The 22310-nt window shown below is 63.4% G+C and carries 22 protein-coding genes; 8 read left to right on the forward strand and 14 right to left on the reverse strand.

What is annotated here, in order from left to right; all coding sequences use genetic code 11:
- The first annotated feature begins 20 nt into the window (after positions 1 to 20).
- Positions 21 to 392: an SPW repeat protein gene (locus tag CLU94_RS10065; protein ID WP_099665530.1), complete on the forward strand. Its 372-nt coding sequence runs from the start codon at positions 21 to 23 to the stop codon at positions 390 to 392.
- Positions 393 to 464: 72 nt separating this feature from the next.
- Here CLU94_RS10065 and CLU94_RS10070 read toward each other — a convergent pair whose 3' ends face one another.
- The 8 genes from CLU94_RS10070 to rsmB form a co-directional block, all read right to left on the reverse strand.
- A complete protein-coding gene (locus CLU94_RS10070) occupies positions 465 to 1745 on the reverse strand; it encodes an EAL and HDOD domain-containing protein (protein WP_077399474.1) in 1281 nt (426 codons plus the stop codon).
- A 137-nt stretch (positions 1746 to 1882) separates the two neighbouring features.
- Positions 1883 to 2662 carry a class II glutamine amidotransferase gene (locus CLU94_RS10075; RefSeq protein WP_099668254.1) on the reverse strand — a complete coding sequence of 260 codons (780 nt, stop codon included), beginning with the start codon at positions 2660 to 2662 and terminating at the stop codon, positions 1883 to 1885.
- 77 nt (positions 2663 to 2739) lie between these two features.
- Positions 2740 to 2997 (reverse strand): BTH_I0359 family protein, encoded by a 258-nt coding sequence (locus tag CLU94_RS10080; protein ID WP_077399469.1) that lies wholly within the window; start codon positions 2995 to 2997, stop codon positions 2740 to 2742.
- A 153-nt stretch (positions 2998 to 3150) separates the two neighbouring features.
- A complete protein-coding gene (locus tag CLU94_RS10085; RefSeq protein WP_099665531.1) occupies positions 3151 to 3552 on the reverse strand; it encodes a GTPase in 402 nt (133 codons plus the stop codon).
- A complete protein-coding gene (locus tag CLU94_RS10090; RefSeq protein WP_034784724.1) occupies positions 3549 to 4268 on the reverse strand; it encodes a response regulator in 720 nt (239 codons plus the stop codon). Before CLU94_RS10090 ends, CLU94_RS10085 begins: the two co-directional genes overlap by 4 nt.
- 98 nt (positions 4269 to 4366) lie before the next feature.
- Positions 4367 to 6664 carry a sensor histidine kinase gene (locus CLU94_RS10095; protein WP_099665532.1) on the reverse strand — a complete coding sequence of 766 codons (2298 nt, stop codon included), beginning with the start codon at positions 6662 to 6664 and terminating at the stop codon, positions 4367 to 4369.
- Complete coding sequence (locus CLU94_RS10100) at positions 6664 to 7170, reverse strand: DUF4390 domain-containing protein (protein WP_251350982.1); 507 nt, start codon at positions 7168 to 7170, stop codon at positions 6664 to 6666. Before CLU94_RS10100 ends, CLU94_RS10095 begins: the two co-directional genes overlap by 1 nt.
- Positions 7171 to 7267: 97 nt before the next feature.
- Positions 7268 to 8689 (reverse strand): 16S rRNA (cytosine(967)-C(5))-methyltransferase RsmB, encoded by a 1422-nt coding sequence (rsmB, locus tag CLU94_RS10105; RefSeq protein WP_099665534.1) that lies wholly within the window; start codon positions 8687 to 8689, stop codon positions 7268 to 7270.
- 376 nt (positions 8690 to 9065) lie between these two features.
- On the opposite strand from rsmB, the gene argS reads away from it, so the two are divergent.
- From argS to CLU94_RS10140, 7 genes are read left to right on the forward strand one after another with little or no spacing between them, the layout of a single operon-like run.
- Positions 9066 to 10775, forward strand: coding sequence for an arginine--tRNA ligase (gene argS, locus CLU94_RS10110; RefSeq protein ID WP_099665535.1), 1710 nt, complete (start codon positions 9066 to 9068; stop codon positions 10773 to 10775).
- Between the two features lie 20 nt (positions 10776 to 10795).
- The gene (locus tag CLU94_RS10115) at positions 10796 to 11512 is read left to right on the forward strand and encodes an SPOR domain-containing protein (protein WP_099665536.1); all 717 of its coding nucleotides are present in this window, start codon (positions 10796 to 10798) and stop codon (positions 11510 to 11512) included.
- A 9-nt stretch (positions 11513 to 11521) separates the two neighbouring features.
- Positions 11522 to 12193 (forward strand): thiol:disulfide interchange protein DsbA/DsbL, encoded by a 672-nt coding sequence (locus CLU94_RS10120; protein WP_099665537.1) that lies wholly within the window; start codon positions 11522 to 11524, stop codon positions 12191 to 12193.
- A gap of 37 nt (positions 12194 to 12230) precedes the next feature.
- Positions 12231 to 12992 (forward strand): SDR family oxidoreductase, encoded by a 762-nt coding sequence (locus CLU94_RS10125; protein ID WP_099665538.1) that lies wholly within the window; start codon positions 12231 to 12233, stop codon positions 12990 to 12992.
- 10 nt (positions 12993 to 13002) lie between these two features.
- Complete coding sequence (locus CLU94_RS10130; RefSeq protein ID WP_099665539.1) at positions 13003 to 13797, forward strand: biotin--[acetyl-CoA-carboxylase] ligase; 795 nt, start codon at positions 13003 to 13005, stop codon at positions 13795 to 13797.
- Between the two features lie 4 nt (positions 13798 to 13801).
- Positions 13802 to 14560 carry a type III pantothenate kinase gene (locus CLU94_RS10135; RefSeq protein WP_099665540.1) on the forward strand — a complete coding sequence of 253 codons (759 nt, stop codon included), beginning with the start codon at positions 13802 to 13804 and terminating at the stop codon, positions 14558 to 14560.
- Positions 14554 to 15252, forward strand: a complete 699-nt coding sequence (locus tag CLU94_RS10140; protein WP_099665541.1) for an SPOR domain-containing protein — start codon at positions 14554 to 14556, stop codon at positions 15250 to 15252. Before CLU94_RS10135 ends, CLU94_RS10140 begins: the two co-directional genes overlap by 7 nt.
- Positions 15253 to 15389: 137 nt before the next feature.
- On the opposite strand, the gene CLU94_RS10145 is transcribed toward CLU94_RS10140, so the two are convergent.
- From CLU94_RS10145 to CLU94_RS10170, 6 genes are all read right to left on the reverse strand, one after another.
- Positions 15390 to 16445: a septal ring lytic transglycosylase RlpA family protein gene (locus CLU94_RS10145; protein ID WP_099665542.1), complete on the reverse strand. Its 1056-nt coding sequence runs from the start codon at positions 16443 to 16445 to the stop codon at positions 15390 to 15392.
- A complete protein-coding gene (gene rodA / locus CLU94_RS10150) occupies positions 16445 to 17560 on the reverse strand; it encodes a rod shape-determining protein RodA (protein ID WP_077399426.1) in 1116 nt (371 codons plus the stop codon). The genes CLU94_RS10145 and rodA overlap by 1 nt, the downstream gene beginning before the upstream one ends.
- Before the next feature lie 8 nt (positions 17561 to 17568).
- Positions 17569 to 19539 carry a penicillin-binding protein 2 gene (gene mrdA / locus CLU94_RS10155; protein WP_099665543.1) on the reverse strand — a complete coding sequence of 657 codons (1971 nt, stop codon included), beginning with the start codon at positions 19537 to 19539 and terminating at the stop codon, positions 17569 to 17571.
- Positions 19540 to 19551: 12 nt separating this feature from the next.
- On the reverse strand, positions 19552 to 20064 hold the full coding sequence (mreD, locus tag CLU94_RS10160; RefSeq protein ID WP_035824494.1) for a rod shape-determining protein MreD: 513 nt from the start codon (positions 20062 to 20064) through the stop codon (positions 19552 to 19554).
- Entirely contained in the window at positions 20061 to 21143 is a 1083-nt protein-coding gene (gene mreC, locus CLU94_RS10165; RefSeq protein ID WP_099665544.1) for a rod shape-determining protein MreC, read from the reverse strand. The genes mreD and mreC overlap by 4 nt, the downstream gene beginning before the upstream one ends.
- A 110-nt stretch (positions 21144 to 21253) precedes the next feature.
- Positions 21254 to 22297: a rod shape-determining protein gene (locus CLU94_RS10170; RefSeq protein ID WP_010393186.1), complete on the reverse strand. Its 1044-nt coding sequence runs from the start codon at positions 22295 to 22297 to the stop codon at positions 21254 to 21256.
- Positions 22298 to 22310 lie beyond the last annotated feature (13 nt).

Below are 22310 nucleotides of genomic sequence, written 5' to 3' on the forward strand. Positions count from 1 at the left end.
CCAACCGGCAAGGAGGATATATGGCAACCAATTTCAAACTGAAACGCTGGCAGGATCAGGTGATCCTGTTGCTGGGCCTGTGGCTCGTCGTCTCGCCCTGGGCGTTTTCCTATCCCGAAGGCTCGCCGCAGATGATCAACGCCTTTGTCTCGGGCCTCGTGATCGCCATCCTGGCCGCCTTCGACCTGTACAAGACGTATTTCTGGGCCGTCGTCGTCAACCTGCTGGTGGGCGTCTGGGTCGCCGCCTCGCCGTGGATACTGCGGCTGGCCGAACAGCGCGTCGTCCTGTGGAACGAGCTCGTCGTCGGTATCGCCGTCGTCGTCCTGGCCCTGTGGGAGCTGCGCACCGACCCCGAGCTGCACAAGCACTGGCCCGGCGCCGCGGCGTAGTGCAGCTACCGGCGTAAAAAAACCCCGCCGGGCACTGCCGGGCGGGGTTCTTGATATGGCTAGCTATGCCAATTACAGGGCGTATCTGACAACGTTATCGCTCCATTCGTAGGCGGCCATTTCCAGCTCCACCAGGTCGTCCGGCGACATGGCCAGGTCGCGCAAGGTTGGCACGATCTCGCCTTCCATGTCTTCGATGCGCTCGATGCACTCGGCCAGGCGCAGCAGGTCGCCGTAGAAGCCTTCGCGCGACAGCAGCGCTTCGGCAACTTCGTCGATCACTTCGATCTGGCCGAGGATTTCCGACATCGGCACGCCGAACAGGGTATCCATCAGCGACATGATGCCGACCGTAAAGGCGATATCGGCCGAATGGGCGTGGTTCGGGCGCAGTTTATGCGCGAGCAATTCCAGCAGGCGGCCGCGCGTGGTGGCCAGCATCAGCAGCGGCGTCATGCTGTGGCCGCGCTTGCTTGGTTCCGCATACAGCATGATTTGCAGCCAGCGCTGCAATTGGCGGCGGCCCAGCACGGTCACGGCCTGGCTCAGCGAATCGATGCGCTGGCGCGCGCCCACGGCCGGTGTATTGACCAGGCGCAGCAAGTTCAGGGCCAGCGACACGTCGCGCTTGATGGCGCGCTCGATGTCCATATTGTCGGCGTCCGAGGTCACCAGGGTCATCAGTTCCATGACGGCCAGTTGCGACGGCGACAGTTTCTTGCCCGTCATGATGGCGGGCTTGGCAAAGTAATAACCCTGGAAGTAATCGAAGCCCAGGTCCAGGCCCGACTTGAATTCTTCGCGCGTCTCGACCTTTTCCGCCACCAGTTTCTTGTTTTCCTGCTTGAAACGGGGCGCCAAGGCTGCCAGCACTTTCGGGTCGACCGTGCTCATGTCCATCTTGACGTACTGCACCAGCGGCAGCAGTTCCTGCACTTGCGCCGTGTCGGACACGACGTTTTCCAGCGCGAAAGTGAAGCCATGACCCACCAGCTCGCTGATGCGCGCGCGCACTTCCGGCGTGACGGGCATCGATTCGACGATTTCCAGCACGACTTTTTCACGCGGCAGGAACACGAAGATGTCGCTCATGATCACGTCGGCATCGACGTTGACGAAACCGAGCGCGTCGCCGATGACCTTTTCCATGCCCAGCTGGGAAGCGTGGGCGATGACGGAGGCCGTGGCGGACAGATCGCTGGTAATGTTGGCGGGACCGACCGGAGCGTTGCGGAATAGCAACTCATAGCCAAACAGGGCTTGATTACGGTCAAGGATAGGTTGTCGCCCCAGATAGAACTCGCGCACGCGCAAGGGTTTCGGGGTGATGTCGTTGCTGGAAATATCGATCATTAACTCTTCATCAATCACGTCGAGTGACACCGGCCGCGCCGCGCCCGCATCAAGGTTCACTATTGACAATACTTTAGCTGAATTCCGCCCGCGCTGTGGGTATTTTGGCAGCAATCCAGTTTATTGTCGTCAACAAATTAGGCGACTGGCGTGTCTTGCACCATCCCGTCGACAAATAATTTCAATTCGCCCGGCGCAAACGCCGTCCATTGCTCATTCGTCGTCAGCGGCTGGGTAACAATCACGGCCACGCGGTCCTGGGGTGTCGTCACCTGGGAAAAGTCCACGCTCAGGTCTTCATCGGAGAGTTTAGCAGTTGGAAACGGATGTTGTCGCACCAGATAGTGCAAGCTGGTCGAGCAATGGGCAAACAGCGCCTCGCCGCTCGACAGCATCATGTTGAAAGTGCCGTGGGCGGCGATGCTGGGCAGCAACTCCGCCAGGGCCGCATGCAGTTGCGGCAACGCCGGCGGGGCATCGCCAAAGCGCGCGTGCAGTTCCTGCAGCAGGTAGCAGAAAGCCCGTTCGCTGTCCGTGCAGCCAACGGGGCGGTAACTGCCCGTCAGCACGGGGTTGAAATCCTTCAAATCGCCATTGTGGGCAAAGACCCAGTAGCGGCCCCACAGTTCGCGCACGAACGGGTGGCAATTTTCCAGCGCCACCTGGCCTTGCGTCGCCTTGCGGATATGCGCGATGACATTGCGCGACTTGATGGGGTAGCGTTTGATCAGTTCGGCCACGGGCGAGGCGATGGCCGCCTGGTGGTCGACGAAATGGCGCACGCCGGCGCCTTCGAAAAAGGCGATGCCCCAGCCGTCATGGTGGGTATCGGTATGGCCGCCGCGCATGGCGAAGCCGGTAAAACTAAAGACAATGTCCGTGGGGACATTGCAATTCATTCCGAGAAGTTGGCACATGGTCTGTTTGCAGCTGAATAACACAACCACCATACCATGCCGTCAGACGGATTGGTATGGTGGCGATAGCCATCCGGTCAGTGCAACAGGACGGGCTGGCTCATGAGGGAATCATAGCTGCCCAAAAATTCATCGATCTCTTCCATGCTGGGTTCGCTGGCGATCAGCTCCGTGACGTCGCGGCGGAAGTGTTGCGCAAGGATGCCGGCGATAAACGTTTCCCGCTTGCCCCCCTTGTCGACGATTTCATAGCCGCCAAAGCGCAGGGCTTCGAGGTCGCCGTCGACGCCGAATTCCACGACGCTGTATTGTTCGCTGTTATAGATCAGGTTCATTTTGCATCCTTCGCTCAAGCAGGAGAAGCTCCTGCGGTGTCAGAACAGAGGTGGGGTTCACACGGCGCCATTTCAAGCGGCCATGCCACCCTGCGGGCTACAGAGTTGTAACGAGATGCAAACTACGACTGCGGTAAGGCGATCAAGAAATCGTCAGGAAACCACCATGTCTGCTTGCAGCGCCAGCAGGGCATCGTAGGGACTGGCGGTGAGCCAGGTGCGCAATTGTTCGATGTGCGTGGCGTCGGCCAGGCTGATGAACAAGTGTGCGGGTGGATGGCGCAGCAGACGATTCAATGTTACACGCAATACGAGATTGCCGCTGCAGCACAGGCAACCTGGCGCGATGCGCAACAGTTGCAATGGAAATGATGGAGGAGGAGAAACTTGCCCGGCCAGGTCGGCCAGGATGGCGTTGCCGTCAGCCAATCCTTCCAGGATCACGGCGGCCGGCTGGCCAGGCGGCAAGGCTTGCGCGATGGCCGCTTCACGCCCGGCGGCGCGTCCACCGCTGACCAGGGTCAGCGGCGTCGGACGCCGCACGGCTGCCGTCACAGGCTTTTCTTGGCCAGCTTGCCCGGTTCGACACCCAGCTGTTTCAGCTTGCGGTACAAATGGGTGCGCTCGAGGCCCGTTTTTTCCGCCACGCGGGTCATGCTGCCGCCTTCGCGTCCCAGGTGATGTTCGAAATACATGCGCTCGAACGCGTCGCGTGCCTCGCGCAGCGGCAAGTCGAACGACAGGTTGTAGCCATGGCCTTCGGCCACCGCCGGTACGGCGATGCCTGGGCGCACCATCAGCTGTTGCGGCGCGCTGCCGCCAAAGCTCGGCACGGGATGGCTGCTTTCCTCGGCCACCACGGGCGCCACGGGGCGCGGCGCCACGCTCGGCGCGCGCACGGTTTCCTGTGCCCGCGTCAAGCCTTGCTGGACTGCCTTCAGCAGTTTTTGCAGGGCAATCGGTTTTTCCAGGAAGTTCATGGCGCCGATGCGCGTCGCCTCGACCGCCGTATCGATGGTGGCGTGGCCCGACATCATGATCACCGGCATGGTCAGCAAGCCGTCGCGCTGCCATTCCTTGAGCAGGGTGACGCCATCGGTGTCGGGCATCCAGATATCCAGCAATACCAGATCCGGCGCACCGGCGGCACGCGCTTCGCGCGCCTGCTGCGCATTTTCGGCCAGCTGGATAGCATGTCCTTCGTCGCCCAAAATTTCCGAGAGCAACTCACGGATACCCATTTCATCATCCACTACGAGTATGTTTGCCATTCGTGTCTTGCCTTCCTCATTTCGCCGGCCGTCGCGCACAAGATGCACACGGCGGACAACTATGATTTTATTAGTGTTTTAAATACTAAACCAGACCCTCACGCCAGGAATTCCTGGGCAGGAGTGTCGGGAGCTAACTTTAACAGCAAAATGACCACCGAAGCGCCATTGCCGTCGACCCGGTTCTCGATATCGATGCGTCCGCCGTGTTCATCGATAATTTTCTTGACCATCGCCAGGCCCAATCCCGTGCCGCGCGCCTTCGAGGTCACATAGGGCTCGAAGGCGCGCGCCAGGATTTTTGGCGCGAAACCAGGGCCATTGTCGCTGATGGCCAGCCGCACGGCGATATTCACGCCGCCGTCCGCACTGCGATAATGAATTGCTTCCGTCCTTACGTCAATCCGCGGATGCGGCGAGTCCGGCGGCAGGTCGGCCATGGCGTCCTGCGCGTTCTGCAGCAAGTTGTGTATCACCTGGCGCAACTGGGTCGGATCGCCCATCACCATCGGCAGGTTCGGCGCCAGCAGCGGGTGGATGATGTCGCCATCGTCGCCGCGCAGGTACAGGTTCAGTATCTCTTCGATCAGCTCATTCAAGCGCAGCGGCGTGAGCACGGCCGGCGGCGTGCGCGCATAGTCGCGGAAGTCGTCGACCATGCGCTTCATCGCATCGACCTGCTTGACGATGGTGGTGGTGGCGCGGCTGAGCAGGTCGGCATCGGGCTGCTCCAGCTTGCCTTCGAGCTTCATCTGCAGGCGCTCGGCCGACAGCTGGATGGGCGTGAGCGGATTCTTGATTTCATGCGCCAGGCGGCGCGCCACCTCGCCCCAGGCGATCGAGCGCTGCGCGGAAATCACGTCGGAAATATCGTCGAAGACGACGATGTAGCCGCTGCCGGACTCCAGCGGCAGGCGCGAACCGCGCGCCAGCAAGGTGATGTCATGCTCGTCGGCACTGCTGCCCAGGCGGCGCGGAATCTCGATCTGGCGCTGCCAGTGCAGGCGCTGCTGGTTGCGGCCCGACGCCGATTGCGCGCTTTGCGCCGTGAAGGCGCTGATGATGGCGCCGCCAAACTCTTCCATTCCAGCAATATTCGCCAGCGGCTGGCCCACCATGCTCATGCCCGAATGCTGCAGGATGCGCTCGACCGACTCATTGCAGGTCACCAGTTTAAAGTCGCCGTCGAGCACCATCACGCCGGCCGACATGTTCGCCAGCACCGATTCCAGGTGGGCCTTGGCGTTTTGCAAGGCGGCGCGGTTGCTTTCCACGGCCGTGCGCGCATCGAGCAACTGGCGCGTCATGATGTTGAACGACTGCGTCAGGGTGCCCAGTTCATCCTTGGTGGCGACGATGGGGCGCGGCGACAGGTCGCCCTCGGCCACGGCGCGCGTGCCTTCGGCCAGCAGCAGCAGGGGCTGGGCCAAATTGCCAGCGATCAGGAAAGCGCTGCCGATGGCGCCAAAAATGGCCAGCAGCAGGGTCAGGGTGAGGATTTCCATGTACATCTTGCGCAGTCCCACGCGCGCGACGAAACGTTCCTTGTATTCGCTGTAGGCGGCGCGCAGCACTTCGCCATTCGTCGCCAGCTTGGGCGGCACCGATTGCAGCAGTTGCAAATAGCGGGGCGAGACGGAAGGCCCCGGCACGGCCACCAGCACGCGCAGGCGCAGGCTGGCCGCCGTTTCCAGCGACGCCGGCAAGCCCGAGCGGAAACCGCCGCCGCCCGACTCCGTGCCATCGTCGTGCAACTCCAGTCCGCCCTCGGCGGAGGCATAGCCGGCCGGCAAGGCTGCCTGCACCAGCATGGGCGGCGTCGGCAAGTCGGCCGCGCTGTGCGGCCCGGCGCTGGCCAGCAGCACGCCGTCGCCGCTGACGAGCATGACATTTTGCATGCCCTCTTCGCGCAGCAGGCTGGTCAGCACGGCCGGACCGGCCACCGGGTCGGCGCCCAGTTCTTCGACGGCCTTGTGGCCCCGGTGGTCGAGCTCGACCAGGGCCGCATCGAGGCCGGCACGGCCCAGCTCAATCCCCGATTCCAGCGCCGCTTCGATCTTGACGTTGAACCAGGATTCGATGGAGTGGGAGACGAATTGCACGGAGACAAGGAAAATCACCAGGCCCGGCAGGATGCCGACGGCGGCGAACAGCATCACCAGGCGCGTCATCAGCTTGGAGCCGAACTTGCCGCTCTTGTAGCGCGCGTACAGGCGCGCCAGGGAAATGCCCACCAGCGCCAGCAGGGACACGGCGACGGCCGCGTTCAGGCCCAGCAGCCAGGTGTAATAGCGGTCGAAAAAGCCGGAATTGTCGGAAGCCGACGCCAGCAGGAACAGCAGGATACTGACAATGCCGCCGCCCACCACCAGCAAATAGCGCAATGCTTGACTCACTACTCCGCCGTATACAAGAAGGTTTTTTTATTCGAAGCCAGGCGCCAGTCGCTGTTATTGAAGGCATTGACCTGTATCGGCTTGGGCAGGTAGTCGCGGTCCATGCCCATGCGCAAGGTGACGTTGTACGTCTGCCCCACTTTCAGCTCGCCGCGCCGCGCCACCAGCCAACGGCTGGGACGGCGGATCAGGAAGAGCGCATCGTCGAGGGTGGGAAAGCTTTGCTGCAAGCCGCCGCCCGACACATGATACTGGCGCGTCAGCACGTTATAGGACAGCTTGCTGGTCTGGCGCGCCACGATGGCTTTTTCATCGAACCAGTACCAGCGGGGCCGGGTCAGTTCGATTTCTGTCGTGAAATACAACGGCACGCCATGCTGTACCGCATCATCGAGGTCGTGATTGAGCTCGAAGGAATACGTGGCGGCCAGCTTGTAGCCCTCTTCGCCCGACTCGATATAGGCACGGGTGATCTCGACCATGTCGGCGGCATGCGCGCGTGGCATGGTACATGTCAGCATCAGCAGCAGGGCCAGGAGTCGGAAGAGTCGTGTTGTCACAAGTGTGCCGGTAGTGTCCGTAAGATAAGGTTCGACGAATCGCTCAAGCCGCATTTTTTTGGAATAGCGCATAGAACAAACCGTCGTGGTCCTGCTCCGCGCTGCCAGTCGGCAACAGCTGGCCAGGCGCTGTCAATCGGGTCGCATTATTGCGTACCGCAAATGCCGCCGCCTGTGCCTCGGACTCCTGCGGCCACAATGAACATGTCACGAACAGCAATTTACCATCGGGGCGCAGCATCTGCCACAGGTTGTCCAGAATTTTGGAGGAAAGTGTTGCAAGTTGGAACGCATCACCCTTGCGGCGCAACCAGCGAATGTCGGGATGGCGGCGCACGATGCCCGAGGCCGTGCACGGCACGTCGGCCAGGATGCGGTCGTACTGCTGGCCGTCCCACCACGCGCTCGATTGCGCATCCTGCGCCTTCAGGGTGGCGTCCAGGCCCAGGCGCTCGAGGTTTTCCGCGATGCGCGGCAGGCGCTTGGCGTCCGCATCGATGGCCGTCACTTGCACGTCGGCCAGCTCCAGGATGTGGCACGTCTTGCCGCCCGGCGCCGCGCAGGCGTCCAGCACGCGCATGCCATCTTGCAAGTCCAGCAGCGGCGCGGCCAATTGCGCACCGGCATCTTGCACGGAAACGACGCCCTGCTCGAAGCCGGGGATCAGCGCCACGCCGATCGGTTTGTCCAGCCGCACGGCAAACGGTCCCACCTGGCGCGCGGCGATGCCCGCCTCCGCCAGCACGGCCAGATACGCTTCGACCGTGCTCTTGCGGCGATTCACGCGCAAAGTCAAGGGCGGCACGGCATTGCCGGCCGTCAGAATGGCTTGCCAATCGCGCGGGTAAGCCAGGCGCAGCGAGTCGATCCACCACTGCGGATAATTCCATTGCGCCAACGGTTGCTGCAGGGCCGCTTCCAGCAAGGATTTGCGCTCGCGCAAGAAACGGCGCAAGACGGCATTTACCATGCCCTTGGCATGCGCCAGGTCAGGATGCGAAGTGGCCACTGTGACAGCCTGGTCGACAACGGTAAACTCTTCGTACGGCTGCTCGCCCGGCTCGGCCGACATCAGCGACAGCGCGCAGCACAGCAGGGCGGCCAGCATCGGCGGCTCGGGCGCCTTCGACGTCATCAGGCCGACCAGGGTTTCGCTGCGGCCCAGCTGGCGCATGGTACGGTAGGAAATATCCTGGATGGCGCCGCGCGCCTGCGGGCTGGCGTTCGATTGCGTAAACACCTTGGCCAGCGCCTGCGGCAGGGCCGTGCCCGTACGCACTTGCGCCACGGCATTGGCCGCGCCCAGCAGGCAAAACGCCAGCGAGTCGGCGCGCAAATCGGGTTGGAAGCCTGGCTGCAAGACCGGTTTCAGGTCGGGATGGTAGCTGGGACGCAATTTCGGTGCGGCAGGAGCCTGGCCTGGCGCCGGCTTGGTTTTCAATTTCAGCGTGGGGCGCTTGTTCATAGTTATCCGGTGTGGCTGCGCGCGGCGGGCTGCATGGTGGCAAAGTCGCGGCCGCGCGTCATCAATAAAGGGTCGATTGTAGCGTTTGTGGCGCCCTCTGGCCCAAGCGATTGCAGCGATACATGTAAATTGCGGCAAAAAACTGCATATATACAAGCAGAATGTCCCATGCTGATGTTTTCGTGCACCAACATGGGCATGCTGTCCTGATAATATCGTGAAAAGCGCCGGCACGGGCACACTGCCGGCTGGCGTATTGTTCCCGGCAGCAAACCAGTATAATTAACGCAGTCTGGGCGGCTTGGGTACTGGCCGTCCGTTTTGCTTTTTGATTCATTCTATTCATTCTTAACGCGGTTCCACCGCCATCCTGCTCATGCTCGCCCAACAGAAACAAGAAATCATCGCCCTGTTCCAGGCCGCCCTCGCTCCCGTCCTGGCCGGCACCTCGCTAGCGCCTAGCGTAGTGCTCGAGCGACCACGCGATGCATCGCATGGCGACGTCGCCTGCAATATCGCCATGCAACTGGCCAAGCAGCTGAAACAGAATCCCCGCGAACTGGCGCAAACCATCGTGACGGCCGTGCTGGCCAATCCGGCCGGCAAGGGCCTGGTCGAGGCAGTGGAAATCGCCGGTCCCGGCTTCATCAACGTGCGCGTCTCCGCCGCCGCCAAGCAAGCCGTGGTGAAAACCATCCTGAGCGAGGCCGACAGCTATGGCCGCAGCACGGCAGGCGCCGGCAAGCAAGTCATCTTGGAATTCGTCTCGGCCAACCCGACCGGTCCGCTGCACGTGGGCCACGGCCGCCAGGCAGCCCTGGGCGACGCCCTGTCCTCGCTGTTCGACGCGCAAGGCTACAAAGTGACGCGCGAGTTCTACTACAACGACGCGGGCGTGCAGATCCAGACCCTGGCCAATTCCGTGCAGGCGCGCGCGCGCGGCTTCAAGCCGGGCGACGCCGAATGGCCCGAGTCCGCCTACAACGGCGACTACATCGCCGACATCGCCAACGACTTCAAGGCCGGCAAGACGGTCTCGGCCAGCGACGGCCAGCCAGCGACGGCCAACGGCAACGTGGAAGACATCGATTCGATCCGCCCGTTCGCCGTCACCTACCTGCGCAACGAGCAAGACATCGATTTGCAGGCGTTTGGCGTGAAGTTCGACAATTACTACCTGGAATCGTCGCTGTACGCGGACGGCAAGGTCAATAGCGCGGTGGAAACCCTGATCAAGGCGGGCCACACGTATGAGCAGGATGGCGCGCTGTGGCTACGCACCACCGACTTCGGCGACGACAAGGACCGCGTCATGCGCAAGACGGATGGCACCTACACGTATTTCGTGCCGGACGTCGCATATCACCTGGTGAAATGGCAGCGCGGCTTCGTGCAAGCCATCAATATCCAGGGTAGCGACCACCACGGCACCATCGCGCGCGTGCGCGCCGGCCTGCAGGCGGTCGACATGGGCATCCCGCAAGGCTACCCCGACTACGTGCTGCACAAGATGGTCACCGTCATGAAGGATGGCGAAGAAGTCAAGATTTCGAAGCGCGCCGGCTCCTACGTGACCGTGCGCGACCTGATCGAATGGTCGGGCGGCGGCGACATCGCCAAGGGCCGCGACGCCGTGCGCTTCTTCCTGATCTCGCGCAAGGCCGACACGGAATTCGTCTTCGACGTCGACGTGGCGCTGAAAACCACCGATGAAAACCCGGTCTATTACGTGCAATACGCGCATGCGCGCATCTGCCGCATCCTGGAAAACTGGGGCGGCGATGCCAGCACGGTCGCCAGCGTCGACCTTTCCCCGCTGACGGCGCCAACCGAAGCGACCCTGCTGGCGACCCTGGCCGCCTACCCTGAAATGCTGGCGCGCGCGCAAGCGGAACTGGGACCGCACCAGGTCGCCTTCTATCTGCGCGACCTGGCCGCCAACCTGCACAGCTTCTACTTCGCCGAAAAAGTGCTGGTCGAGGACGAAGCCGTCAAGATGGCCCGCCTGGCCCTCGTCATCGCCGCGCGCCAGGTACTGCGCAACGGCCTGGCACTGATCGGCGTGTCCGCGCCAAACAAAATGTAATCGCGAAGGTCAAACCGTCAATGAATCACGCTTCCCGCTACTCTTCGTCCCGGCGCCAGCAGGGCAATACCCTGGTCGGCATCATCATCGGCCTGGTCATCGGCCTGGGCATCGCCGTGGTGGTCGCCCTGGTGATCACCAAGGGCGCCTCGCCCTTCACCGACAAGTCGGGCAAGGCCGGCAAATCGGCCGAGCCGACGGCCGGTCAGATCGCCGACCCGAACAAGCCGATGTACGGCAACAAGGAAGCGGCCAAGGAAGCGGCGCGCGACTTCTCCAAGGAGCCGCGCGAGATCACCACGCCGACGCAGCCTGCCGCACCGGCGCCCGTGCCCGCCACCGCGCAGCAGCCGAAGGCGCCGCCGCCGGACGCGCTGCAGGAATTGATCGGTACATTGAAGGACAAGCCGGCGCCGAAAACGCCAACGGCGGCACCAGCAGCGCCCGCGCCGCAAGCCAAGGCAGACGCGAAAGAGGCCAAGGCCGATGCAGCCAGCGACAAATGGATTTATTATCTGCAGGCTGGCGCCTTCCATGACATGTCGGACGCCGAAAGCACGCGCGGAAAACTGGCGCTGCTCGGCTTCGAAGCGGCCATCAGCGACCGCAGCACCGATGCGGGCGTGCTGCACCGCGTACGGGTCGGGCCGTTCAACCAGCTCGAGGCGATGAACCGCGCACGCACTAAACTGTCTGAAAACGGCATCGATGTCGCCGTCGTCCGTAACCAAAAATAAGGAACCAGCATGCGTTTTCTGAAGAAAATCCTGATCGCCGCCGCCCTGTTCACCGCCGCCATGGGGGCGTCGGCCTCGCCGGCCGAGCCCAAGAACGGCGTCGAGTACGAAACCCTGCCCACGCCGCAGGCGACGGAATCGGGCAAGAAAATCGAAGTGACGGAATTCTTCGCCTATTACTGCCCGCATTGCAACGTGCTCGAACCGCAGCTGGCAGCCTGGGTCAAGAAACAGGGCGACAACATCGTCTTCAAGCGCGTGCACGTGTCGCGCGATGACAGCGTGGCGCCGCAGCAGCGCTTGTTCTTCACCCTGCAAGCCATGGGCCTGGTCGACAAGCTGCACACCGGCGTCTTCCACGCCATGCACGTGGAACGCAACCGCCTGAACACCGACGACGCCGTCTTCGACTTCGTCGCCAAGCAGGGCGTGGACCGCCAGAAGTTCATCGACACCTACCGTTCGATGGGTGTCTCGGCCCGCGTGCGCCGCGCGGACGCCATGATGCAGGGTTATAACGTGACGTTCTGGCCCATGATCGCCATCGATGGCCGCTACATCACCTCCCCTTCGCAGGCCGACCAGGGCAGCAAGTCGGCCAAGAACGAAGAGCAGCTGAACGCCCAGGCGCTCAGCGTGATGGACGTGCTGGTCGCGAAAGCCAAAGCGGAAAAGAAATAAGCATGGCCACTTCCCTGGCGCGCCCGGGCATCGCCTGATGCATCGCGTTTTCATCACGGGCGCGTCGAGCGGACTGGGCGCCGCCCTGGCGCTGCAGTACGCGCGCCAGGGCGCCCATCTGGGCTTGCTGGCCCGCCGCGGCGACACCCTGCAGCAACTGATCGCCTCCCTGCCCCACCCTGAACGCCACCGCGCCTACGCCGTCGATGTGTGCGACCACGCCGCCCTGAAAAGCGCGGCCGGCGACTTCATCGCCCATGCCGGCGGCATCGACGTCGTCATCGCCAGCGCCGGCGTGTCGTACGGCACCTTGACCGAACATGCGGAAGACCTCGACGCCTTCGCCCGTTTGATGGCCATCAACGTCACGGCCACCGTCGCCACCTTCGCCCCCTTCATCGCCACCATGAAAAGCCAGGGTAGCGGACGCCTGGTGGGCATCGGCAGCGTGGCCGGCATCCGCGGCCTGCCCGGCGCGGAAGCCTACAGCGCTTCGAAGGCAGCCGTGATCAGCTACTGCGAATCGCTGCGCCTCGAACTCAAACCGGCAGGCATCAAGGTCGTCACCATCACGCCCGGCTACATCGACACGCCGATGACGCGCCATAACGCCTACCGCATGCCCTTCCTGATGCCGGCCGAAAAATTCGCCGTGCGCGCCGCGCGCGCCATCGCCGACGGCGACAGCTACCGCGTGATCCCGTGGCAGATGGGCGTCGTCGCCAAGCTGCTGCGCGCGCTGCCCAATGCCGTCTACGACCGGGCCTTCGCGAATGCGCCGCACAAGGCGCGCAACTGAACTGACCACCATGACGAAGCACTCAGACCTGAACAGCGCGGCCATCGCCGCCCATTGCGCCACGAGCGCCTCCCATGTAGCCATCGAAGTGGTCGACGAAACGGGATCGACCAACGCCGACCTGCTGGCGCGCTGCGCCACCCTGGCCGGCCCCACCCTGCGCATCGCCGGCCAGCAAACGGCCGGACGGGGACGCGCCGGGCGGCCCTGGGTGTCACAACCGGACGCCAGCCTGATGTTCTCGCTGGCCTGGCGCTTCAAGGGACCGCTGCACCGGCTGGTCGGCCTGCCGCTGGCCGTCGGCGTGGCGCTGGCCGAAACCATGACAGCGCTGGGCGTGCCGGTGCAGCTGAAGTGGCCAAACGACCTGCTCAAGGATGGACATAAACTGGCCGGCATCCTCGTCGAGACGCAGCAGACGCCAGACGGCGGCGTGTGGGCCGTCATCGGCTGCGGCATCAATCTGCTGATGCCCGATGCGCTGGAACGGCAGATCGGCCGCAGCGTCTCGGCCGTGCCCTGGCTGGCGCAGATGGAGCGCAATACCCTGGTGGCGGCCCTGCTCAGCCGCCTGGCCGGCGTGCTGGCCGAATTCGACGACACGGGCTTTGCGCCCTTCACGGAACGCTGGAACGCACTGCATGCATGGCAAGGCCAGCACGTGAAAATCCTCGACAATGGCCAGCTGCTGCAGCAAGGCGTGGCGGCCGGCGTGGATGAACTGGGCCGGCTGCTGCTGCGCGGCGAGGACGGCTTGCAGCACATCATGTCCGGCGACGTGTCCCTGCGCCTGACGGGGGAGTAAGCGCATGCTGCTGCTGATCGACGCCGGCAATACGCGCATCAAATGGGCGCTCGTGGCCGCCGACAGCGCCGCCGGCGGCTGGCTGGCCAGCGGCGCCGTCACGCATGCGCAGATCGACACCCTGGCCGCGCAGTGGGCGTCACTCGCCATCGGCGAAGCACTGCTGTCGAACGTGGCAGGCGCCATCATCGGCACGCGCCTGCGCGCCATGCTGCCGGTCGTTACCAGCGACTTTGTCTCGCTGCCGCAGCTGGCGGGACTGACGAACGGCTATCGCGCGCCGTCGCAACTGGGCTGCGACCGTTTTGCCGCCGCCATCGGCGCGCACGCGCTGGCGCCTGGCCAGGCCGTCATCGTCGCCAATTGCGGCACCGCCACCACCATCGACGCCATCACGGCCGATGGCGTTTTCCTCGGCGGGATGATCTTGCCGGGGCTGGGACTGATGGCCAGCTCGCTGGCGCGCAACACGGCGCAGCTGCCGCAGATCGCCAGCGACGCCCTGCTGCCGGCCGGCTTTGCCGACAACACGGATGACGCCATCCTCTCCGGCTGCCTGGCGGCCCAGGCAGGCGCCATCGAACGGGCCGTGCGCATGCACGGCGCCAGCGCCTGCCTGCTGTCGGGCGGCGCCGCATCGCGCATCGCACCGGCCCTGGCGCTGGCGGTGCCGCTGCACCTGGTCGACAATATCGTCATGCTCGGCCTGCAGGCGGCCGCACGCGCCGGGGCTGCAGGAACACAAGGAAATCACCCATGCTGAAATTCGTCTTCTGGCTGCTGGCCGGCGTCAACCTGCTGGTGCTGGCCATCGGCCAGGGCTATCTGGGCAGTTTTCGCACGGAGACACGCGAGCCGGCGCGCCTGAAAAACCAGCTGCAGGCGACCAAGCTCACCTTGCTGACGCAGGAGCAGGCCATGGCGCCCGCCGCGCCGCCTGCCGCGGAAGAAGCAGTGACGCCGGCGGCGGCCGCACCGGCGCCACCGACATCGTATGCCTGTACGGAAGTGGGCAATTTCGTGCTGGCCGACGGGCGCCGCTTCGAAGCGCAAGTGGCGTCGCTGGACCTGGGCGACCGCCAGTCGCGCCGCAACGTGGCCGGCCAGGAGATTTCCAGCTACATGGTGTACATCCCGCCGCAGGGCAGCAAGGAAGGCGCCGACCGCAAGGCGGGCGAATTGAAGCAGCTGGGCGTGACGAATTACTTCATCATGAATGAAAGCAGCCCGCTACGCTGGGGCATTTCACTGGGTGTGTTCAAGTCGGAAACCAGCGCGCAAAGCCAGCTGGCATCGCTCAACAAACAAGGCGTGCACAGCGCCCGCGTCGCACCGCGCTACAGCGCCAGCAAGCAGATGGCTTACCAGTTCCGCGACCTCGACGCCGTCACGCGCGCGCGTCTGGAAAAGATCAAAACGCAGTTCCCTGACCAGGAACTGCGCAACTGCAAATAAGCACCTGACTAAACCTACTGCGCGTCGCGCTTTGCGGCCTGCGATGCTCGCTGTGCTCCAGCACAGCTGCGCTTCTTAGCCAAAAATCGCTGCCGCTCGCTACGGTTTTATCAGGTGCTTTGCACCGTCAGGCGAGCCTATCGCTGGATGACGATAGGCTTGATGCCTGTCGATTCCGGCAAGTTCGCCGCCGCGCGGGCCGCTTCGGCGCGGCTGGAGAACGGTCCGCCGTACAGGCGGAACAGGTTACCGGCCTGCACCACGCCCAGGGTACCGAGGGCTGCCGCGTATGGCGCCAGGCGCGAACGTCCCGATTCCGCATTGTCGGCGCGCGAGTAGGCGCCCAGCTGCAAGTAGAACCCGCTGGCCAGCGCCGCCGGCGCCGGCATGGCCACCGTCGCATCGACGGGCAGCATCTGCGTCGACACTTCCGGCTGCACCACGGCGCCCGTTTCCACGGGCGTGTCGATGGAGATGGCCACCACGGACGGCACCGGCTTGGGCGCCGCACGGGCCGCAAGGATGGCGTCGATATCGGCTGGCAGCAGCCGTTCGACGACCACCTGGTGGCTGCCCTTGCCGAGGAAACCCAGCTTCAGCGCCGCCGTGTAGGACACGTCAATCACGCGCGTGGCGTGAAACGGTCCGCGGTCATTGATGCGCACGATCACCTGCTCGCCGCTGTCGATGCTCGTCACGCGCGCATACGATGGAATCGGCAAGGTCGGATGGGCCGCCGTCATCTTGTACATATCGTAGATTTCACCGGACGAGGTGCGCTGGCCATGGAATTTCTTGCCATACCAGGTACCCGTGCCCTTCTGCTTGAACGGTTCGTTATCGGTGATCGGCGTGTAGGTCTTGCCGAAGACGACATACGGGCGGTTCGAGCGCGTGGAATACGGCTCGTTACGCACTTCCGCATCGGGCACGTCGCGCAGGTTGGCCGGCGGATTGTCGCCCGGGCCATCGTCCTTGTAGTAGCCGCCACGCCCGGAGCCGGCCGCCGGCAGCGCAGGCAAGGTGGGATCCTGGCGCACAGGGGACTTGACCTTGCCGCCGGATGGCAGCGGCACGTTATTCGATGCGGGCTTTTGCGGCGTCGTGCCGCAGGCGGCCAGGGTCAGCAAGACCGCCAGCAGTGTGGCAACATTCGGCCCGCGCATGACAAAGGTATCGAAAGGCGCGCGCATCAGGTCTGCACCAGCTTGCGGTGGCGCTGAATGCTCATCAGGATACCGGTGGCCACGCCCAGGGTCAGCAGCGCGGTGCCGCCATAGCTGAGGAATGGCAAGGGGACGCCGACCACCGGCACGATGCCGCTGACCATGCCCATGTTGACGAAGGCGTAAGTAAAGAAAATCATAGTGATCGCTCCTGCCAGCAGGCGAGTGAAAAAACTGGGGGCGTTGGCGGCGATCATCAGCCCCCGTCCCACCAGCAGCAAATACATCAGCATCAGGATCAAGTTACCGACCAGGCCGAATTCCTCGGAATATACGGCAAAAATAAAATCGGTCGTGCGTTCCGGAACAAACTCCAGGTGGGCTTGCGTGCCGTGTGTCCAGCCCTTGCCCGTCATGCCGCCGGAACCGATGGCGATGATGGACTGGATGATATGGAAGCCCTTGCCCAGCGGGTCCTTGGTCGGGTCGATCAGCATCATCACGCGGTCGCGCTGGTAATCATGCAGGTGCGACCAGGCGATCGGCAGGCAGGAAACAAAAGTGATCAGCAAGCCGGCCAGCACCTTCCACGACAAACCTGCCAGGAAGATGACGGTAAAGCCGGCCGCCACCACCAGCAGCGCCGTGCCCAGGTCGGGCTGGCGCGCGATCAGATAGACGGGCGCCAGCAACAGCACGGCTGCCATCACGAACGATTTCCAGCGCAGGGCGCCCGCATTGTGCTGGAAGAACCAGGCCAGCATCAGCGGCGTGGCGATCTTCAGGAATTCGGACGGCTGGATGTCGATCACGCCGATATGCAGCCAGCGCCGCGCACCGAGCTTGATGGTGCCGAACAGCGCCACTGCCACCAGCAAGATCACCGACACCGTATAGGCGGGTACGGCGATGCGCATCATCATCTGCGGCGTGACGTTGGCCGCCACCCACATGACGAAAAAGCACAGCAGGATATTGCGCAAATGGTCTTCGATCTTGCCGGGGATGCCGATGCTGGCCGAATACAGGGTCAGCAGGCTGGTGCTGAGCAGCATCAGGATGATGATCATCAGCGGCGGATCGAACACCGCCAGATAGGGTTTGGCGCGCCGCCACAGCGAGCGCCTCTCGTTAATGGGCATGTGCTTCCTTATTGTCTGGCAGGTGCCGTCGGGGCTGCTTGCTCGTCCGTGATTTCTTCCAGGGTGCGCACTTCGTCGACATCTTCCTTGGGCACCTTGGTGGTGTCCTTTTCCTTGTCGCTCGGGCGCTTGCCCAGCAGGTAGTAGTCGAGCGCCTTGCGCGCGATCGGCGCGGCCACGCCGGCGCCGAAGCCCGCGTTTTCCACCACGATGGCAATCGCGATGCGCGGCTTGTCGGCCGGCGCGAAGGCCGTAAACAAGGCGTTGTCGCGCAGGCGTTCGGCCAGCAGCTTGGCATTGTACTTCTCGTTTTTCTTGATGCCCACCACCTGCGCCGTACCCGTCTTGCCGCCCACCGTGTACTGCACGCCGGTGAAGATGCGCGCGGCCGTACCGCCCTGCTCGCTGGTCACGCCCACCATGGCGCGCTTGATGATGTCGATGTTTTCCTGCTTGAGCGCGATGCGGTAGCTTTCCTTCGGCACCGTCAGAGTGCGCGCACGCGTGGCGGCGTCTTCGATGATCTTCACCAGATGCGGTTTCATCACCACGCCGTTATTGGCCAGGTTGGCCGTCGCGTGGGCGATCTGCAGCGGCGTATAGGAATTGTAACCGGAACCGTTACTCACCGAAATCGTGTCGCCGCCCACCCATTTTTTCTGCTGCGGCGTCTTGAAGCGGTTGCGCTTCCATTCCGTCGATGGCAGCACGCCCGTCTTTTCGTTATTCAGGTCGATACCCGTCAACTGGCCGAACCCGAACGGCTTCATGAAGTCGTGGATGGCGTCGATGCCCATGTCGCGACCCAGCTGATAGTAATAGGTGTTGCACGAGACGACGATGGACTTGTGCATGTCCACCGTGCCATGGCCGCCCACCTTGTCGTCGCGGAAGGTATGCCCGCCGAGAATGAAGAAACCGGGATCGGAAATCGACTGGCTCGGCGTGCGCTTGCCCAATTCCAGCGCGGCCAGCGCCATGAAGGGCTTGAAGGTCGAGCCAGGCGCGTAGGTGCCGGACAGGGGACGGTTGACCATCGGCCGGTCCAGCGAGGTATTGAGCTCATTCCAGCTTTGCTGGTCGATGCCGTCGACGAACAGGTTGGGGTCATAGCCTGGCTTGGAGACGTAGGCGAGGATGTCGCCCGTGGCCGGGTCGATGGCCACGGCCGCGCCGCGCCATTCGCCGAACGCTTCCTCGACCACTTTTTGCAGTTCGATGTCGATCGACAGGATCAGGTTGTTGCCCGGGGTGGCCGCCGTGCGCGACAGGGTGCGCATGGCGCGCCCGCCGGCCGACACTTCCACCTCCTCGTAGCCGGTGGTGCCATGCAGCTGCTTCTCGTAGCTTTTTTCCAGGCCTTCCTTGCCGATATGGTCGGTGCCGTTGTAGTTGGCCGCGTCCTCGCCCTCTTCCAGCGCCCTGGCTTCGTTGCGGTTGATGCGGCCGATGAAGCCCACCACGTGCGAAGCGATTTCGCCCATCGGATACTGGCGGAACAGGCGTGCCTGCACCTCGACGCCAGGGAAGCGGAAGCGCTGCGCCGTGAAGCGCGCCACTTCCTCGTCCGTCAGGCGCGTGCGCAGCGGCACGCTGACGAAGTTCTTCGATTCTTCCAGCAGCTTCTTGAAGCGGCGGCGGTCCTTGATGTCGATCTGCACCAGGGTCGACAGCTCGTCGATCACGGAATCGAGGCTGGCGCTCAATTTCGATGGCGTGATTTCCAGCGTGTAGGCCGAGTAATTGCGCGCCAATACCACGCCGTTGCGGTCGAGGATCAGGCCCCGCGTGGGCACGATGGGCACGACGGCGATGCGGTTGTCCTCGGCCTTGGTGGCGTAATCCTCGTGCTTGATCACCTGCAGCCAGATGAAACGCGCCAGCAGCAGCGAAAAGCAGACGAAGACGAGCCCGCCCAGGATGGTCAGGCGCATGCGGAAAAAATGCAGTTCGCGCTCGGTGTTTTTCAGTTCAGTCATTGCAGGCGCCCGTCAAATCGGCCGGTTATGGTCACGGTCCACGGCGCGGCGCTGCGGCGCCAGCAAGATCCACGTGACGAAGGGCCACAAGGCCACAGCGACGAAGCTCTCGATGAAATTGAGCCAGCCGGGGAAGCGGCCCGAGACGATCAGCCGCGTCAGCAATTGCAGCGCCTGCGTCAGCAACAGCAGCGGCAGCACGTGCAGCGCCTGCGTCAGGATGGGGAACCACAGCACGCGGCGGTGCATCATGATGGCGAAATACGAGAGCAAGGTGTAGGCCAGCGCATTCTCGCCCAGCAGGGTCGAATCGTGCACGTCCATCATCAGGCCCATGAAGAACGCCACGCCGATGCCGACCTTGCGCGGCTGGTGGATGCCCCAGAAGACCAGCACCAGGGCGACGAAATCGGGAACGCCGACGAACTGCCCCCACGGCAGCAGGTTCAGCAAAAAAGCACACAGCAGGGAAAAACCGATGAACAGGGGGCTGACCGGCAGCAGGATGTAATGCGGGCGGTTCATCGTGTCGCTTCCTTCGGTGGCACGGCGGCAGGTGTTGGTACAGGCGTTGGTACAGGTCCTGCAGGCGCCGCCGGTTTCGGCGCCGGGCCGGCAGGCGGTTTCGCCGCTGGTGCGGTGGCCGTATTGGCGGCAGGTGGTGTCGCAGCGGCAGCCGCAGGCTCCTTGGCAGGGTCCTTGATCGGCGCCATCTTGCCGGCGATCTTGCGGCCCGTCTTGACTTCTTCGGCGGGCGGACGCGGTGGAATGTCCGGCGACGTCATCAAGATGAGCAGCTGGGTGTTGCGTTCGATACCGGCCAGCGGCTGGCACACGACGCGGCCGAACGGACCATGCGCATTGCGCTCGACCAGGGTCACGCGCGCCACGGCCAGGCCCGCCGGGTACAGGCCGTCGAGGCCCGAGGTAATGACGATGTCGCCGATCTGGATGTCGGCGCTGGGGGCCGTGAAGCGCAGCTCCATGGTGCCGGACTTGCCACGGCCGATGGCCACGCTGCGCACGCCATTGCGCAGCAGCTGCACGGGAATGGCTTGCTCTTCATCGGTCAGCAGGGTCACTTCGGAAGTGAACGGGAACACGCGCGTGACTTGCCCCACCACGCCGAGATTGTCGATCACGGGGCGGCCCAGTTCCACGCCATGCTGGATACCGCGATCGAGCACGATCTTGCGCGTGGCCGAATCGCGCGTGTCATACAGGACTTCGGCCATCATGGTCTTGACGGGAACGCGCTCGCGCGCTTCCATCAATTTGCGCAAGTGGTTGTTTTCAACGATGTTGAGCTGCGCCTGCTGCAGGATCTGCGCCGAGGCGATTTGCTCGTGTTTCAGGTCGCGCACCTGTTTTTCCAGGGCGGACAGCGAAGAAAAGTAATTGCCGACGCCAAGCGCCACATCGCGCGGCACCAGGGCCGCCATCTGCACCGGATACAGCACGGTGCCGACGGCCTGGCGCACGGCCGTCAGCGCGTGCATGCGCGAATCGACCAGCAGCAGGGCGATTGAAATGCCGGCGAACACCATCATCTTGACGCGGGCGGAGGCGCCTTGTTTGAAAAGTGGCGGAGGACTGTATTCCATGACTTCCAATAATCAGGCCAGGCGCAGTGCGCCAACGTGCAGGCCCCGGTCAGACGCCGGCGCCAAAACCAAAAAAAGGCCGGAAAATGGTTTCCGGCCCTTCTGTCAGATTATTCGTAGGAGAAGATCGAGCCGAGCTTGTCCATACGTTCCAGAGCCATCCCGGAACCGCGCACCACGCAGGTGAGCGGGTCCTCGGCCACCAGCACCGGCAGGCCGGTTTCCTCCATCAGCAGGCGGTCCAGGTCGCGCAGCAGTGCGCCGCCGCCCGTCAGCATCATGCCTTTTTCGGCGATGTCGGCGCCCAGTTCCGGCGGCGTCTGTTCCAGCGCGTTTTTCACGGCCGAGACGATGTTGTTCAGCGGGTCGGTCAGCGCTTCGAGGATCTCGTTGCTGGAAATAGTGAACGAGCGCGGGATGCCTTCGGACAGGTTGCGGCCCTTGACTTCCATTTCCTTCACTTCCGAGCCAGGGAAGGCCGAACCGATGGCCTTCTTGATGGCTTCAGCCGTCTGTTCGCCGATCAGCATACCGTAGTTGCGGCGGATGTAGTTGACGATGGCTTCATCGAACTTGTCGCCGCCGACGCGCACGGAACCCTTGTAGACCATGCCGCCCAGCGAGATGATGCCTACTTCGGTGGTGCCGCCGCCGATGTCAACCACCATCGAGCCGGTCGCTTCGGACACGGGCAAGCCCGCGCCGATGGCCGCTGCCATCGGTTCTTCGATCAGGTACACCTGCGAGGCGCCGGCACCCAGGGCCGATTCACGGATGGCGCGGCGTTCGACCTGGGTCGAACCGCACGGCACGCAAATGATGATGCGCGGCGATGGACGGAAGAATTTCGAGTCGTGCACCATGCGGATGAATTGCTTGAGCATCTGTTCGGTCACGGTGAAGTCGGCGATCACGCCATCTTTCATCGGACGAATCGCTTCGATATTGCCCGGCACCTTGCCCAGCATCTGCTTGGCTTCCTTGCCGACTGCCTGAATGGTCTTCTTGCCATTCGGACCGCCTTCCTGGCGGATGGCGACGACGGATGGCTCGTCCAGGACGATACCGAGGCCGCGTACATAAATAAGGGTGTTGGCCGTGCCCAAGTCAATGGCCAGATCGGTGGAGATATACCTGCGTAAAAAACCAAACATGAGTGTCCTGTAG

Origin of the sequence: Janthinobacterium sp. 13 (genome assembly GCF_002749695.1) — a bacterium.
Classification (GTDB): domain Bacteria; phylum Pseudomonadota; class Gammaproteobacteria; order Burkholderiales; family Burkholderiaceae_D; genus Janthinobacterium; species Janthinobacterium kumbetense.